Raw genomic sequence first — 16,450 nt, 5'->3', positions numbered from 1 at the left:
GCCGAGGGCCACGCAGGCGCTCTTGGCCAGGACCGCTACGCTTTGCGGGTGCCCTCCCTGTTTCGCCGCAAGTCCACCGACGTCGTCTCCGACGCCATCGAGTCCGTGACCCCGGAGACCCCGGCCGCGTCGCGGCCCAAGAGCTACACGCCGAGCAAGAAGGAGCTGGGCCAGGCCACCCCGAAACGCGCCGCCACCGGCCGCCGGGTCTCCGAGGCCACCCCGCCGGCCAACCGGCGCGAGGCGTACAAGCAGATGCGCGAGCGGCAGCGTCAGGATCGCGCCGACGCGGCAGAGGGCATGCGCCAGGGCGACGAGCGTTACCTGCTCGCCCGCGACCGCGGCCCGGAACGCGCCCTGGTCCGCGACATCGTCGACTCCCGGCGTACGGTCGGCACCTGGTTCTTCGCCGGCGCGCTCATCGTCCTGATCGGCTCGTCGGGGCGGATGCCGGCCGCGGTGCAACTGGCCTCGAACCTGCTGTGGGCACTGCTGGCCATCGGCGTGATCGTGGACAGTGTCCTGATCTCGCGCCGGGTCAAGCGGCTGGTCGGCGAGCGGTTCCCGAAGACGACCCAGAAGATGGGCTCGCTCTACCTGTACGGCATCATGCGCGGGCTGACGTTCCGCCGCATGCGCGTGCCCAAGCCGCAGATCGAGCTCGGCGCCAAGGTCTGAGCCCCACCGCCCCGCCGACGATCAGTCGATCACCGGGACCATCGGGTAGGCGTACCCGGCGCCGTCGCCGAACGACGTCAGCGTGTGCATCCCCCAGCAGCTCACCGCACCGTTGGTGAGCAGCGCGCAGGAGGTCGCGCCGTTGGTGGCGAACGCGGCCGCCGGCAGGTAGCCCGCGCTGTTGAACACCGCCTGAGCCTCCGGCTCGCTCGCGCGCAGCAATCCGTTGCCGGTCTGCCCGTCCGCGCTCGCACCGAAGCACCAGCCCTGCGCGTTCGGGCTCTTGACGCACGTGACGTCGCCGCCCAGTGCCACCTTGGAGGCGCCCACGTCCGGCACCACCGTCGGGGCGGAGCGGTCCGTCGTGTCGCCCAGCCCGAGCTGACCCGAACCGCCCGCACCGAAGCACGACAGCGTCTTGGCCGGGGTCTGCGACACCGTGCAGGTGTGTGCCCGGCCGGCCCCGATGCTGGTCACGGTGACCAGGCCGGGGATCGGCGCGGCCAGCGAGCCCGACGACGCCGAGCCGAGCCGTCCCGCGCCCGGGTCGCCGAAGCACCACACCGCACCGGACTGCGGATTGACCGAGTTGTACTGGTTCACCGCGCACACGTGCCGGTCGCCGGCCGTGATCAGCGAGACTCCGGTGAGCTCGCCCTGCGCGGTCAGCACCTCGGCCGGCGCCGGGTGCGGCTGCGTCCCGGTCAGGCCGGCACCGAGCAGGCTGGACGTACCGAAGCACCACAGGGTGCCGCCGGACTTGCGCGCGCAGGTCACCTCGCGGCCGACCGCGACGTCGGCGATCGGGGTGAGCGGCACCTTGGCGACGCCGGCCGTCGGTGACGCGGTCTGACCGGCCTGACCGGTGTCGTTGGCGCCCCAGCAGTACAGCTCGTTGATCGTGGTCGTGGCGCACGCCGTCGCCGCGCCCACCGACACGGACCGGGCGACCGCGGTCGCGGGCAACGGCACCTTCACCGGGACAGGCACGGGGATGCCCGCCGCCGAGCCCGCAGCGCCGAAGCGGTTCGGGCCCCAGCACCACACGGCCGAGTCGCGGATGATGCAGCTCGCGTCGACGCCCGTGGCGAGCCGGGTGGCGCCGTCGAGGCCGACGATCGACTCGCTGGGCTGCGTCCGGCGCTGGGTCTGGCCCGTGCCGGTCTGCCCCGAGCCGTTCGCCCCGAAGCACCACAGCGACCCGTCGCGGGTCAGCGCGCAACTCGTGTCGCCCGCGCCCGCGACCACCGCCGTGGCGGTGTCCACGTTGAGCACCGCGACCGGCGCCGAACGGTCCCGCCCGCTGCCGTCGCCGAGCTGCCCGGCACCGCCCGCCCCGTAGCAGCGGGCCTGACCGGACAGCAGGGTCACGCACGTGTAGTGGTTGCCCGCGCTGACCGCGACCGCGTTCGGCACGTCCACCGGAGCCGGGGAGCCGGACGCGGTGACCGGGCGGCCGAGCTGCCCGACGTCGCCCGCGCCGAAGCAGGACACGGTCGCACCGGCCAGCACGCACGTGTGGTCGGTCCCGGCGCTCACCGCGGACACCCCGGTCAGGCCGGTCACCCGTACCGCGGAGGTTGCCGCCGACGGGCTGCCCGAACGCTGACCCTTGTCGTCCGCGCCCCAGCATGCGACGGTCGCGTCGGTCAACCGGGCGCAGGCGTGCCGGGCACCCACGGCGACATCGGTCGCCGCGGCGGGCAGCGTCACCCGTACCGGGGTGGCGCTGGACGCGGGCCCGCCGAGCTGGCCGGCCGCGCCGTCGCCGAAGCACCACACCTGGCCCGCGGTCACGGCGCACGTCGTCGCGCCGCCGGCCGCGACCGCGGTGACCGCGGACAGGCCCGGCACCACGGCCGGCGCCGTGGACGATCCGGGTGCTCCGGGCGCCGCGCCCCAGCACCACAGGGCACCGTCACCGGCCACCGCGCAGGCGTGCCGGGTACCCGCGGCGATCCGGGTGACGCCGCCCGGGCCGGTCACCGCGACCGGTCCGCTCGCGATCGCCACGGTGGAGCCGTCGCCGAGCTGGCCGCCGTCGTTCGCGCCCCAGCACCGTACGCCGCCGTCGACGTGCAGCCCGCAGGCGAACGCGGCGCCGACCGCGACGGCGCGCCACGGCGCCGTGGGGGTGGCCACGGCCACGGGCGACAGGGCGGAGCCGGTGCCGTCGGCGTAGCGGGCCTGGACCTGGAAGCGGTACACCCGGCCGTCGGTCAGTTCCCGGACGGTCATCGCACTGTCGGTACCGGTGCGAACCTCGGTGCCGTCGCGCAGCACCCGCCAGCCGGTGACCGGCTTGCCGGCCGCCGCCGCGGTGAACGTCAGCAGCGTTTCCTCGTGGCCGCTGCGCGCCTGCAGCGTGGGGGCGTCCGGACCCGGCGAGACCGGGGTGACGGTCACCGCCTGCGACTCCCCCGATTCGACGCCGCGCCCGTCGAGCGCGGTGACGGTGTAGTGGTACGCGGTGCCGTTGTCCAGCGCGCCGTCGCGTACCGGCGAGGAGACGGTCTCGGTGACCAGCGTGCCGTCGCGGTACACCCGGTACCGGGCGGGGGCGGGCACGGGCATGTCCCAGGTCACGGTGACCTCGCTGTCCCCGGCGTCCGCGGCCACACCGGTGGGGACGGCGGGCGGGATCGCCTTCGGGGTCACCGACACCGCCGGCGACGGCACGGACTGCTGGTCGTCGGCGCCGATCGCCACCAGGGCATATCCGTACGTGACGTCGTTGAGCGCGGAGGTGTCCACGAACGTGGTGTCCGTCTGCACGCCGCCCAGCGGCAGCCCGTCGCGCAGGAGCTGCCAGCGGGTGATGCCGTTCGCGGCCGACCAGGACAGGATCACCTGGCTGTCACCGGCCCCCGCGGCGAGGGCGGCCGGGGCGGCCGGGGCAGGAGCCGGTACGACCGTGGCGGCCGTGCTCGCCGGCCCGGTCGCCTGGTTGGCGTTGCGGGCGATGAGCGTGTACCGGTACGTCGTGCCGTTGCTCAGCCCGGTGTCGGTGTGCGTCATAGCCGTGCCGGGCAGGTCGGCGACCACGACCCCGTCGCGGCGCAGCTCGTACGCGGCGACCGAGCCCGTGGGGGCCTCCCAGCTCAGCGCGGCCGCGCCGTCGCGGGCGCGGACGACCAGCGGACCCGGGGCACCGGGCACGGCGAGCGGTGTCGCGGCCCTGGCCGGGGACAGGGCCGAGGACTGCCCGGCCACCACCACCTGGACCTGATACTGCAGCGTGACCCCGTTGGTCAGGCCGGTGTCGGTGCTGTGCGTGACCGGGGCGTTGACCGTACGCAGGTACTTCCCGTTGCGGTACAGCAGGTAGCGCTGCGCGCCCGCGGTCGACGACCAGGTCAGGTCGACCCGCGCGTCGCCGGCGGCGGGGGTGAGCCCGAACGGGCTGCGCTGCCCGGCGGCGGTGGGCACGGCAGTCAGATTCACCGACCTCGAGACCGTGCCGTTGCGGTTCACCGACTGCACGGTCAGCAGGTACGAGTGGTTGTTGCGCAGGTTGGCGATCACGAACGAGCCCGCCGACGTGGGCAGCGAGGCCACCCGGGCGCCGTTGAGCAGGAGGCGCACCGTGACCGCCGGGGACGGCACCGGCGTGTTCCAGGTGATCGTGACCTGACTGTCCTGGTTGCGCAGCGTCACCCCGGTGGGTGCGGGCGGGGGCGGGAGCGGAGTCACCGATTTCGCCGTCGTCGCCTTGGACTTGCGGCCGCGGGAGTCGACGCTGCGGACCGCGTACTTGTAGGTGACGCCGTTGCGCACGACGGTGCTGGACCACTTGGTGCCGTGCACCTTCTTGGCCACGACCTCGCCGTTGCGCAGCACGTCCACCGCGGTGGCGCCCTTGGGCAGCCGCCAGGACAGGCTGACCCGGCCCACCCCGGCGGTCGCGGTGAAGCCGGTCGGTTTGGCCGGTCTGGTCGCGGCGACCGCGGCGACGCTGCCGCTGAGCAGCACGGCGATGCAGGCGAGCGCGATGACCAGCAGTTGACGCGGCCGGGTACGGATCAGCGGCACGTGCCCACTCCCGAATCGGAGAACGACGACGTGGCGGGCTTGGCCTCGGCGAAGTTCCACTGGTAGCCGGTGTCGTTGAGGCGCAGGAACAGCACCCCGAACAGCGCGACCGAGGTGTCGGCGAACTTGGCGTCGGTGACCTGCTGGACGTCCGGGTGGTCGCTCGACAGGCCGTAGTTGTTGGCGCCGCCCGTGCCGACGACCCAGGTGCGCATGCCCTGCGACTCCGGTTCGCGTGTCGGCGGCGCCATGGTCACGTTGTCGATCGCGGTGGCCGGTCCCAGCGGCGCGAACCGCTGGTAGTTGTGGTCGTGCGCGGTGAGGATGACGTCCACCCCACCGTCGTACAGCGTGTTCCAGACCGGGGTCATCGGTGCGTACGCGCCGTGCGCGCCCAGCGAGTACAGCGGATGGTGCCAGTACGCGAGTGTGCAGCGGTTCGGGTGCGCGGCCAGGTCGGCCTTCAGCCACTTGATCATGTTGCTGGTGTCGTTGCACGGGGTGACCGGAGCGCACAGGTTCGAGTTGATCGCGATGAGGTGCCAGGCTCCGACGTCGTAGCTGTACGTGCCCGGCACCCCGTACGGGGTGTCCTTGTGCGCGGCGGCGCCGAAGTAGCCGTAGTAGCCGGCCCCGCTGGGCGTCTTGTACTCGTGGTTGCCCGGAATCGGATGGCTGATCGCCTTGTACGGGCCGAAGAACTGGTCGTAGACGTTGACGAACTCGTCCAGCTTCCCCTCCTCGTACTGCAGGTCGCCGAGCGGAAGGAAGGCCGCCAGCCGCTGCCCCGCGAGTTCCGCGGCGACCGCGTCCTGCCGGCAGCCGGGCTTGTCGCCTTCGCCACCGCGGTACATGGGGTTGGTGGGTGCGCAGGAGATGTCGCCGACGACCGCGATGAGCTGGCCCTCCGCCGACGGGAGCTGCTGCGCCACCACCGTGCGCCCGGGAGCGGAGGAACGGGCGGCCACCACCGCGGCCGAGGCCACCGTGGGCACGAGGACGATCGCCGCGAGCGCGGCGAACACGGTCATTCGCCCGCCCCGGCGACGCAGCCTCAGGTGGTTCATCCCTGCACGGTGGCGGGTGCGGAGTGCGCGCCCGGTGCGACCCGGGTGCAAAACCGGTGCGGGGGTGCGCCGCACCGCAGCCGCACCCCGCCGTGCACCGATACGCTCCCCCGCCCCGCCACGCTGGCCGGGTTGCCAGGTCCACCCACGCGGCGCCGGACCGCCCCGCCGGTGGACCGAGACCGAAAGGCAGGACATCCGTGTACGTGACCGTGCGCGACCGCCCGGCGGCCTCCGCGGGTCGCGCGGCGGGCCGGGTGGCCACCACGGTGCTGCTGCTCGGCATCGTCAGCCTGCTCACCGACATCTCCTCGGAGATGGTCGCCGCGGTCCTGCCGCTGTACCTGACCGCGCAGGCGGGACTGGGTTATCTCGGCTACGGCCTGGTCGACGGCGCGTACCAGGGGGTCAGCGCGCTGGTCCGGATGGTCGGCGGGTACGCGGGCGACCGCAGCGACCGGGCCAAGTGGATCGCGGTGGTCGGGTACGGCGTGTCCGCGCTCAGCCGGATCGCGCTGCTGCCCGCGCACGGCCTCGCCGCCATCACCAGCGTGATCACGGTGGACCGGCTCGGCAAGGGGCTGCGCACCGCGCCCCGCGACGCGCTGATCGCGAACGCCTCCCCGCCACACGCCCTGGGCCGCGCGTTCGGGGTGCACCGGATGCTGGACACGATCGGTGCCGCGCTCGGGCCGCTCGTTGCGTTCCTGCTGCTGGCCGTCGTGCCCGAGGGGTACAACGCGGTGTTCGTGGTGTCGTTCGCGTTCGCCATGGTCGGCCTGGCCGTCCTCGTGCTGCTGGTGCCGGACCGGCGTACCAACCGGGGCACCCGGGTACGCCTGGCCGCCGTGCTGCGCGAGGTGACGACCGGGCCGCGGCTGCGCCGCCCGCTGCTGGCGTGCGCGCTGCTCGGCGCGGTCACGGTCGGCGACGGCTTTCTGTACCTGGTGTTGCAGCAGCACGGTCGGCTCGACATCCGGTGGTTCCCGCTGCTGTACGTCGGCACGAACGTGGCGTACCTGCTGCTGGCGCTGCCGCTGGGCCGCCTCGCCGACCGGGTGGGCCGGGCCCGCGTCCTGCTCGGCGGGCACCTCGCACTGCTGACGGTCTACCTCGTGGCGGCCGGGCCGAGCCGCGGCCTGGTGATGATCGTCGCGGTGCTGGCGCTGCTGGGAACGTTCTACGCGGCCACGGACGGGGTGTTGCCCGCCCTGGTCAGCCGCCTGGTCACGCCCGAGACCCGGGCCAGTGGCATCGCCGCCGCCCAGACCGTCACGGTTGTCGCCCGTTTCGCCTCGTCGGTCGCGTTCGGTGCACTATGGTCGGCCGTCGGGGCGCGCTCGGGGCTGATGGCGTTCGCGGTGCTGCTCGCCACGGCCCTGCCGGTGGCGACCGTGCTGCTGCGCGGCACCGGCCGCACGCCGGAGGCGGCCGGTGCCCCCGTCGCAGCGTCGCCCGACGAGGACCGATGACCGCGGCCCGAACGGAGACCGATGAGCACCATGACGGCGGGCCCGAGCGGAGACCGGTGAGCGACGGCCCACCGGACATGCCGGTCGCGGACGGGGACGCCGGCGCGGGCGGCCGTGACCGTGCCCGGCTGATCGCCGTACTCGCGGTGACCGTGGTCGCCGTGCTCGGCGCGGTCGCGTACGTCGTCCATGCCCGGAACGAGTCCCGGCACGCCGCCGAACGCGCGCCGCACGCCGCCACCGGCGGCGACTGGGCCGCGGTGTCCGCGGGCCCGCACGTGGCGTTCCGCAACACCGGCGCGGGCGCCGATCAGGGCCACGTCGCGGTGGTCCCGCTGACCGACCCCACCGGGCCCCGCGCGATCACCCCCGCCAGCTGCGACCGGTTGTACGCCACCCGCGTCCGGGCCGTATGCCTGTCCGCACGCACCGTCCTGGCCACCCGCAGCTACCAGGTCCGGCTGCTGCGGCCCGACTGGTCCACGGAACGGGACCTGGGTCAGCTCGCCGGTCTGTACAGCCGCACCCGGCTCTCGCCCGACGCCGGCCAGGCGGCGGTCACGGCGTTCGTGTACGGCGACTCGTACACGAGCCCCGGCAAGTTCTCCACGCGCACCACGATCAGCCCCGCGAACGGCGGGAAACCGTACGACCTGGAGACGTTCGCGCTGGTGGTCGACGGGAAGGTGCGCCGCGACCGGGACCGCAACTTCTGGGGCGTGACGTTCGCCGACGACGACCGCTTCTACGCCACCGCCCTGGTCGGCGGCCGGACCTGGCTCGTCCAGGGCAGCATCGCGGCCCGGCGGCTCACCGCGCTGTTCGACGACGTCGAGTGCCCGTCGCTGTCCCCGGACGGCACGCGGATCGCGTACAAGAAGCACGGTGACCTGCCGGACGGCCAGTGGCGGCTGACCGTGCTTGACCTCGCCACCGGGCGGCAGACCCCGCTCGCCGAGACGCGCAGCATCGACGACCAGCCGGAGTGGCTCGACGACCAGCACGTCCTGTACGGCCTGCAGAGCGGCCCGATGGCGGCCCGGACCACGGACGTGTGGGTCGCCGATGCGGGCGGCGGCGGCAGTCCGCGGCTGTTCATCCCCAACGCTTGGTCACCCACGGTCGTCCGGTGAGCACAAGCGGCTACGTTAGGTGATCCTCGGCCTGCTCACACGTACGTGTGAGGCCGAGCATCGTCGATCCGGCCGGACGGACCCCCGCCGCGACGGCCGCCCGGCCGGGACCGCGGCGAACCCGCGGACGGTGCCGGTGGACGATCCAGCCGTCGTGGCCTGCCGATAGGATGCCCGGCGTCGGAAACCCGCCCACCGGAGCGCGCCGAACGTCGTCGCGACCCCGCGGAACGGACGACGCGGAGAGATCGTCGGCACCCTGGCGTCCGGTACGTCCGCGCCGTTAATCTCCTCCCCGATAGCCCTGCACCGAAGCCGGGCGAATCTACCCGGTGTGCACCCCCGCCACCGCCCGGATACCTCGACAAGGTGGATCTCGCCGTGACGGAGCGTCGCCAAGCATCGGCTACCCCTTCGGGTGCCCGATGAACGGCTGGAGCTCGCACGCGGGCGGCGGCGGCTGGGACGACGAACCCGGCTGGCTGTACGAGATCACCTGGGAGTGGGAGCCGGTGCCCGGCCAGCGGTACCCGGGCGACCAGGGGCGCCTGCGCGCGGTGCACACCCCGGTGTTCGACCCCACGGTCGATCCCCCGCCCGCCGATCCGCCCGCCTGGACCGAGGGCGCCGACATCCACCAACCGTCCCGCGACTCCGCCGCGGGACGGCGCGCCGCGAACGCCGCCGAACAGCCCGCGTGGAACCGGCCGATGGCGCAGCCCATGAGACCGCTCGACAGCCGTACGCCGTTCCGCGACGCGCAGCCGAACCTGCAGGAAGCGCTGGCCAACTACTACGGCCCCCGGATGGCCGAGCGCAACGCCCGCCCGCCCGCGGCCCCCTCCTCGCCGCCGCCCGCGTCTGCACCGCAGTCACGTCCCGGCGACTCCCCTCCGGCGCAGCCGGGTCGTTCCGGGCAGATCGTGCCGCCGCGGGACGGCCGGGGTGGAACGCCGCCGCGCGGTGACGCCCCGGCGCAGCCCGGCGGTGACGGCCGTCCGATGCCACCGGTACGCCGCGACGCCACCCCGTACGTCGGCGGGCCCTTCGACGATCCGCGCCCGATCTCCCCGGCCGATCGTGGTCAGCCCGGCTCGCCGGCTGCTCCTTTCCCCGGGTCGTCTTCCTCGTACCGAGGGTCCGGCCCTGCCCCACATCCCGGGCCTTCCTCGTATGCGGGGCCTTCCCCCCGCCCCGGGCCCTCCCCGCGCTCTGGACCTTTGCCGCACCCGGGCCAGCCCGCACACCCGGGCCAGCCCGGGTACCCGGGATCTGGCGCTTTCCCGGGCACCGAGGCGTTTCCCGGACCCGCCGGTGCGCCGCCGACCGCGCACCGGCCCGGTCCCCCGCAACCGCCGGCCCGGCCGGGTCCGCGCGGGGCGCAACCTCCGTACCCGCCCGGTGGCGCCCCGCCGCCGATGCGCGCGGGTGACATGCAGCCGGGAGCCTGGCCCGGTGAGCCACAGGCTGCGCAGCGGCCCGGTGACGTGCCACATCCGCGCAGCGGACACCCCATGCCCCCGCACGGCCACCGGCCAGGATGGCCGGATCCGTCCATTCAGCCCGGCGGATCCCGCGAAATGCGCCACGGCGGTGCGCCGGAGGCCCGGCCGCGCTCCGGCGCTCCGTACCAGGGTCCCCGGCCGCAGCCGGGCCATCAGGACACCCGGCCCCAGCCGAGTCACCCGGACACCCGGCCCCAGCCGGGCCACCAGGGTTCCCGGCCGCAGCCGAGCTACCCGGACGGCCCGCCGCGACCGGGTTATCCGGACGGCCGGCGTCAGCCCGGCTTCCCGGACGCCCGGCCACAATCGGGTGTCCCGTACCAGGACGGCAGCGCAGACACGCACGGCGCACCGCCCCGGGACGCCGTGCCACCGCCCGGCGCATGGCGACACGACCAGGCCGGACACCAGCCGCCGGCACCCCACCCGTCGGGCCCGAGGCCCGAGAACCAGGCACGCGTACGCCCGATGGACCGGTCCCGCCCCGATGCGGCGTATCCCGAGGGCGGGCCGCGGGGGCCTCGGTCCGGCGTACCGCTGCCCGAGGCACGCCCCGCCTCCGCACCGCCACGAGGCCCGCAGCCACCGGCACCGCCGTACGGGCGGGCATCCGGCGCGCCCGAACACGGCTCCGCCGCCCGCCCGTTCGACGGCCGGCGCCGCGATGCCGACGACACACCGCCGTTCGGGTTGCCGGCGGTGCCGCGCCCGGCGCCCGGCACCGAGGCGTCCCCGTTCGCCCGGCGCGAGCCGTCGCCACCGGCAGCCGGAACTCCGCCGATGCCGCCGCGCGTCGTACCGGAAGCCGGGCCCCCGGTGCAGTACCGGCCGATGCCGCAGACGCCGTACCCGTCGCCGCAGCCTCGGCACGCCCCGACGACCGGCGACGACCCGCACGTGCGGCACGAGATTTCACACGAGGCACGCCAGGTCATTCCTCGGCCCGTCCCGCCGCGTGCCGAGTCGTCATCGACTGCCGGCCTCCGGGACGAGGCGCGCACCGAGACCCCGACGACGCCCGCAGCCACACGGCCCGATGCCGTTCAGCGCCCCGACACGGCTGCGCGGCAACCGGCCGCGCCGCGTCCGCAGGCTCCGGCGGACCTGACGATCACCGAGCGGCTGTCGGTCGACGCTGCTTCCCCGGCCGCGGACGCGGCGCCCACCCAGGCGGCCGTCAGCACGCCCGTTGCCCCCGCGGCAGCCCAGGCGGCCGTCAGCACACCCGTTGCCCCCGCGGCCGTCAGTACACCCGCGGCCCCAGCGCCAGCCCAGGCGGTCGTCAGTACACCCGCGGCCCCAGCCCCAGCCCAGCCCGCAGCCGTCACCACACCCGCGGCCCCGTCGGGCGCTGCATCCCCCGCCGAGACTGCGCCGGCACAGCCCGCCGCTGCGCCCGCCAACCCGCAGGGCGCGGCGCCTGCGTCCAAGCCGCCGGCGCCTGTGCCGCCGACGAGCTGGTTCGCACCGATTTCGGCGCCCCCTGCCGCCGAGCAGCCCGTTTCCGCGCCGCCACGGCGTGACGACGCCCAAGCGGACGAGCATGCCGACGCCGCCCGGCGCCCGATGGGCGACGTGTCCGGTCACCGGCCGGTCGAGAACGGCGACGTGCCGCTCTCCCCCGACGAGGCAGGGCTGAACCGCCACTCCTCGCGGAAGGCAACGGCGGACGTCGATGCGGTTGCCAACCCGTCGGCGCAGGGGACCACGGCAGGCGCCGACAACGATGACAGCGCCGCTGACCAGCCCGAGAGCGAATCGCGTGGGCTCGGTTGGCTGCTGCAGCTCAGTGGACTCGGCGCGCCGACACTCGGGCCGCGGCCGACCACAAACCCGCCCGCCGGGTCCACACACGACTCCGGGGCGACGACCGACGCGCCGCTCGCGGTCGCCGCACCGGCCGTTCACACTCCGCCCGAATCCGATCTGCGGGAACCTGCCCCGGCAACGCGCGACGCGCAGGACCCGTCCGATGCCGGTCCCGCCGAGCCGGAACCGCGCGCCATCGAAGCGGACGATCAGAAGCCCGCCGCCGAACCGGACGAGCACACGCCTGTCACTGACGAACCGAGCGCGCCGGAACTCATCGCCACCGAAACGGACGCGCACACGCTCGTCGCCGCCGAAACGCACGAGCGGGAGCAGGCGAACGCCGAAACAGGCCTGCAGGAATCAGTCGCCGAGCAGGTGGATGCGCGGGAAACGGCACCTGCGGAGCAGGAAGCACAGCAGTCTGTCGTCGGGCCCGACGAACAGAACCAGGACAACGCCGAGGCAGAACCGGCCGACGCGACCACATCGGATTCCCCGGACGGCGCACCCGCCGATGCCGCGGAGAGCGCTGCCCCGCGCGAGGCAGCCGACCCAGCCGACGCAGCCCACCCAGCCAAGGCGCCTGCACCGGCACCGGCAGAGATGAACACGGTCGCCACGGCACCCGCAGCCCTCGACGTGGACTCGACGGACGAGCCGGCGCCCGAAACGCCGCCCGCATCCGAGCCGACGCCGCACGATCCGACCCTGACCGCGGTCGACACGGAAACCACCCCGGCGACAGAGCCCGGCACGGACACGGCCGTGTCCGACGACGCAGACCTACCGCCCACTGCGGATCCGGCCGTTGACCGGCTGCCCGAGACCACCTCGTCCACAGCCGACGCGGCGAGCGACGGATCCTCCACTCTGGAAGCTCCGGTCCGCCCCGGCATCGAGGCCGAGGCCGCGCAGCCCACCGAATCCACAGCGCTGACCGAAACCGCCGAGCCGGAGGCGGCCAAGACCGACGCGGCGAGCGACGGATCCTCCACTCTGGAAGCTCCGGTCCGCCCCGGCATCGAGGCCGAGGCCGCGCAGCCCACCGAATCCACAGCGCTGACCGAAACCGCCGAGCCGGAGGCGGCCAAGACCGAGGCGGCCGTACCGGAAGCGACCCAGACCGAGCCCACCGCCTTGACGGAAGCGACCCAAACCGAGCCCACCGCCGTGGCGGAAGCGACCAACGCGGAAGCGACCAACGCGGAGGCGACCAACGCGGAGCCCGTCGAGACCGCGGCCGCATCGACCGGAACCACCGGCCCGGCCCCCGTGGCCGCCCGGACCGACCCCGAGCAGGTGCTGGCCACGTACCCATGGCGGTTGTGCCCGGAAACGCTGCGGGAGCTGGCCGACGACCTCGGCCCGCTGCGGGCGGTGCGGGATCGCCTGGCGGACAAACTGGAGTACGCGGAGCGCAACGCCGTCCGTGCCCGGCTGCTGAGCCTGCGGGCGGTGGCCTGCCGCGCGCTGGGCGAGCTGGACGCGGCGCTCGCGGACGCGAACGACGCCCTGAGCCACGCGGAAGCGACCACCGACCTGCACCTGACCGCGCTCGTCCGGGTCCGCCTGGCGCGGGTGCTGCAGTGGCGCGGCGAGTACGCCGAGGCCGACCGCCAGTTCACCGAGGCCGACTCGGCCGAGCTGCCGCACACGCTGCGGGCGGCGATCGCCGAGCTGGCCGCTCGTTCACGTTTCGAGCAGGGGCGTTACCTGGAGGCGTGCACGCTGTTCGAACGGGCGCTGGACCTGTGCCGGGTCGAGGATCCCCGGCTCGTGGCGCGGGTCGAGTCGGCCCTGGACGCGGTGCACGCCCGGGTCCGTGAGTCCGGCTGGGGGCCGTTCGCGCGCACGGCCGAGGAGGTCCGGCGCCAGCCGGTACGGCCCCAGCCGTCGCAGGACCACGAGTCGGGCCGGTGGGGGTACGCGGACGCGGACGGCACGCTGGTGGTGCCGCAGCAGTACGCGGACGTCGCGCCGTTCCACGAGGGTTTCGCGTGGGTACGGCGTCCGGCCGGGCGCGCGTGGGAGCTGATCGACGCCGCGGGTGCCACGGTCATCGGCGTGGACGCCGGGTACCTGGGGGTCGGACCGTTCGCCGAAGGGCTGGCGTGGGTCACCAGGGACGGCACCGGCGGCTGGTTCGCGGTCGACGCGGCCAACGAGGTCGTGGTGCCGGGCGGCTTCGACGACGTACGGGCGTTCCACAGCGGGCTGGCTCCGGTGCGGCGCGGCGTCGGCTGGGGCGCGGTGGACCGTACCGGGCGGCTCGTGGTGCAGCCGAAGTATCTCGGTTTCGCGACCGCGCTGGCGGGCGGGCGGCTGCTGGACGGCTTCAGCGACGAGGGCCTGGCCGTGGTGGACGCGGGCAACCGCAAGGGCGTGGTGGACCGCAGCGGCCGGGAGGTCGTGGCTGCGACACATGCCGCGCTGCTGATCCATCCGACGGCGTTCCTGGTCGGTGACCGGGACGGGCGGTGGGGCGCGCTGGACCGTACGGGCGATCCGCTCGTCGAGGTGGTACACCCGAACCCGGCCGCCGTGCTGGACGAGCTGGACCAGCGGCAGGCGGACGACCGGCCCGTCCTGTAAGGGGCGAGTAGGGTCGCGGGCATGGAGTTCCGTCACCTCGGCCGTTCCGGCCTCATGATCAGCGAGATCGCTTACGGTAACTGGATCACTCACGGCTCCCAGGTCGAGGAGGAGGCCGCCGCCGCGTGCGTGCGGGCCGCCCTCGACGTGGGCATCACGACATTCGACACCGCGGACGTGTACGCGGGCACCCGCGCGGAGGAGGTGCTCGGCCGCGCACTGCACGGGCAGCGCCGGGAGGGTCTGGAGATCCTCACCAAGGTCTACTGGCCGACCGGCCCCGGCCCGAACGACCGCGGCCTGTCCCGCAAACACATCATGGAGTCGATCGCCGGTTCGCTGCGCCGCCTGCAGACCGACTATGTCGACGTCTACCAGGCCCACCGGTACGACTACTCGACTCCGCTGGAGGAGACGATGCAGGCGTTCGCCGACATCGTGCACTCCGGCAAGGCCCTCTACATCGGTGTCTCGGAGTGGAAGGCCGCGGAGATCCGGGCGGGCGTCGAGCTGGCCAAGGAGCTGAAGTTCCAGCTCGTCTCGAACCAGCCGCAGTACTCGATGCTGTGGCGGGTCATCGAGGCGGAGGTCGTGCCCACGTGCGAGGAACTGGGCCTGGGCCAGGTGGTCTTCTCCCCGATCGCCCAGGGCGTGCTGACCGGCAAGTACCTGCCGGGTCAGCCACCCCCGGCCGGTTCCCGGGCCACGGACGAGTCCGGCGCCGGGTTCATCCAGCGGCTGCTCGCCGACGACGTGCTCACGACCGTGCAGCGGCTGAAGCCGCTGGCCGAGCAGGCCGGGCTGTCGATGGCGCAGCTCGCGGTCGCCTGGGTGCTGCACAACCCGAACGTCTCGGCCGCCATCGTCGGCGCCTCGCGCCCCGAACAGGTCTACGACAACGCGAAGGCGTCGGGGGTGAAGCTCGACGCCGACCTGCTCAAGGCGATCGACGAGATCCTCGACCCGATCGCCGAGCGCGACCCGGCGCACACCGCCAGCCCGGCCCGCCGCCCCTGACCGGTGCGGTTCTGGGCCGGGCTCAGAACTCGGCCCAGAACCGCATCCACTCCAGGCCCACCCGTCCGGCGAGGTCCGGGATGCCGACGACGTCGCACAGCAGACCGACGAACGAGAAGAACCACACGTTGACCCGGGACTGCCACAGCAGCACGAACAGCAGCATGAATCCGTACGGGGCGAACAGGTCGTAGGCGCGCTGGTACTCCCGGTTCAGCCAGGGCCGGACGATGTTGCCGCCGTCCAGGCCGGGCACCGGCAGGAAGTTGAGCACGCTCGCGGTCACCTGCAGGAAGCCCAGCGAGGCCAGGGCGATCCAGAAGTTCGCGTGCTCGCCGATGATCTCCCCGCCGCTGAAGCCGAGGTCCTCGCCCCCACCCAGCGCGAACGGCACCGCGATGAGCAGCGCGAACACCACATTGGTGGCCGGGCCGGCGAGGCTGATCAGGGACTCGCGCTGTCGCGTACGGACCAGCGAGTGGTCGATCCACACCGCGCCGCCGGGCAGGCCGATGCCGCCGAGCACCACCGCGATGATCGGCAACACGATGGACAGCAGCGGGCTGGTGTACTTCAGCGGGTTGAGCCGCAGGTAGCCGCGCTCGGCGACGCCGCGGTCACCGCACGCGTACGCGACCGCGGCGTGGGCGTACTCGTGCAGGCACAGCGACAGCAGCCAGCCGCAGACGACGAACAGGAACACGTCGACCCGGACGTTGCCGAAGGCGGTCCACGCCATCCAGCCGCTGACCGCGGTCAGCGCGACGATGCCGACGAACACAGGGCTGGGGACGAACGCGCTGCGCGGCCCCACCGAGCTGGAGACGTTCACTCGGCCGGCAGCAGACTCATCTTGTAGTCCTCCCGGTCGTCCTCGACCAGGGTGACGGCGGTGATCCCGGCGCCGGCCAGCTCACGCCACGCCTGGCCGATCCACGACTCGGCGTCCGCCTGGCTGCTGAACGTCTCCGCGGGCCCGGCCATCGCCTGACCGTCGACACCCTCGTACCGCCAACTCCACGGCATGCCGCAAGCCTCCCTCGTGTCCGTCAGCTCGTGTCGATCAGGTTGCCCGACGCCGTCCACCCTACGGCCTCACGGGCGCCGTTCGGGGCCGCCCGCACCCGGACCGGCCGCGGCCT

General features: G+C 74.0%; 9 protein-coding genes. 5 read left to right on the top strand and 4 right to left on the bottom strand.

Annotation, left to right across the window (positions count from 1 at the left end):
• Window positions 1-48 precede the first annotated feature (48 nt).
• Entirely contained in the window at window positions 49-678 is a 630-nt protein-coding gene (locus ACMCNK_RS31520) for a DUF3043 domain-containing protein (protein WP_412739973.1), read from the top strand.
• A 21-nt stretch (window positions 679-699) separates the two neighbouring features.
• Here ACMCNK_RS31520 and ACMCNK_RS31515 read toward each other — a convergent pair whose 3' ends face one another.
• Together ACMCNK_RS31515 and ACMCNK_RS31510 are read right to left on the bottom strand one after the other, a co-directional pair.
• Entirely contained in the window at window positions 700-4,710 is a 4,011-nt protein-coding gene (locus tag ACMCNK_RS31515; protein ID WP_412739972.1) for a hypothetical protein, read from the bottom strand.
• The gene (locus ACMCNK_RS31510) at window positions 4,701-5,777 is read right to left on the bottom strand and encodes a metallophosphoesterase family protein (protein ID WP_412739971.1); all 1,077 of its coding nucleotides are present in this window, start codon (window positions 5,775-5,777) and stop codon (window positions 4,701-4,703) included. The genes ACMCNK_RS31515 and ACMCNK_RS31510 overlap by 10 nt, the downstream gene beginning before the upstream one ends.
• A 200-nt stretch (window positions 5,778-5,977) precedes the next feature.
• On the opposite strand from ACMCNK_RS31510, the gene ACMCNK_RS31505 reads away from it, so the two are divergent.
• From ACMCNK_RS31505 to ACMCNK_RS31490, 4 genes are all read left to right on the top strand, one after another.
• A complete protein-coding gene (locus tag ACMCNK_RS31505; RefSeq protein WP_412739970.1) occupies window positions 5,978-7,249 on the top strand; it encodes an MFS transporter in 1,272 nt (423 codons plus the stop codon).
• A 56-nt stretch (window positions 7,250-7,305) separates the two neighbouring features.
• The gene (locus ACMCNK_RS31500; protein WP_412739969.1) at window positions 7,306-8,382 is read left to right on the top strand and encodes a TolB family protein; all 1,077 of its coding nucleotides are present in this window, start codon (window positions 7,306-7,308) and stop codon (window positions 8,380-8,382) included.
• Between the two features lie 425 nt (window positions 8,383-8,807).
• Window positions 8,808-14,291: a WG repeat-containing protein gene (locus ACMCNK_RS31495; protein ID WP_412739968.1), complete on the top strand. Its 5,484-nt coding sequence runs from the start codon at window positions 8,808-8,810 to the stop codon at window positions 14,289-14,291.
• A gap of 21 nt (window positions 14,292-14,312) precedes the next feature.
• Entirely contained in the window at window positions 14,313-15,308 is a 996-nt protein-coding gene (locus ACMCNK_RS31490; RefSeq protein ID WP_412739967.1) for an aldo/keto reductase family protein, read from the top strand.
• 22 nt (window positions 15,309-15,330) lie between these two features.
• Here ACMCNK_RS31490 and ACMCNK_RS31485 read toward each other — a convergent pair whose 3' ends face one another.
• Window positions 15,331-16,140, bottom strand: a complete 810-nt coding sequence (locus tag ACMCNK_RS31485) for a site-2 protease family protein (protein ID WP_412739966.1) — start codon at window positions 16,138-16,140, stop codon at window positions 15,331-15,333.
• Window positions 16,137-16,334: a hypothetical protein gene (locus tag ACMCNK_RS31480; protein WP_412739965.1), complete on the bottom strand. Its 198-nt coding sequence runs from the start codon at window positions 16,332-16,334 to the stop codon at window positions 16,137-16,139. The genes ACMCNK_RS31485 and ACMCNK_RS31480 overlap by 4 nt, the downstream gene beginning before the upstream one ends.
• Window positions 16,335-16,450 lie beyond the last annotated feature (116 nt).

Origin of the sequence: Krasilnikovia sp. MM14-A1259 (assembly GCF_047159535.1) — a bacterium.
GTDB lineage: Bacteria > Actinomycetota > Actinomycetes > Mycobacteriales > Micromonosporaceae > Actinoplanes.
Note: the sequence above shows the minus strand (reverse complement) of the source record. Positions and strands in the feature narration are given on the sequence as shown.

Excerpts from the sequence above, each read along its gene's own strand:
- ACMCNK_RS31510 (WP_412739971.1), bottom strand. The coding sequence starts at position 5,777 with ATGAACCACCTGAGGCTGCGTCGCCGGGGCGGGCGAATGACCGTGTTC.
- ACMCNK_RS31495 (WP_412739968.1), top strand. The coding sequence starts at position 8,808 with ATGAACGGCTGGAGCTCGCACGCGGGCGGCGGCGGCTGGGACGACGAA.
- ACMCNK_RS31490 (WP_412739967.1), top strand. The coding sequence starts at position 14,313 with ATGGAGTTCCGTCACCTCGGCCGTTCCGGCCTCATGATCAGCGAGATC.
- ACMCNK_RS31480 (WP_412739965.1), bottom strand. The coding sequence starts at position 16,334 with ATGCCGTGGAGTTGGCGGTACGAGGGTGTCGACGGTCAGGCGATGGCC.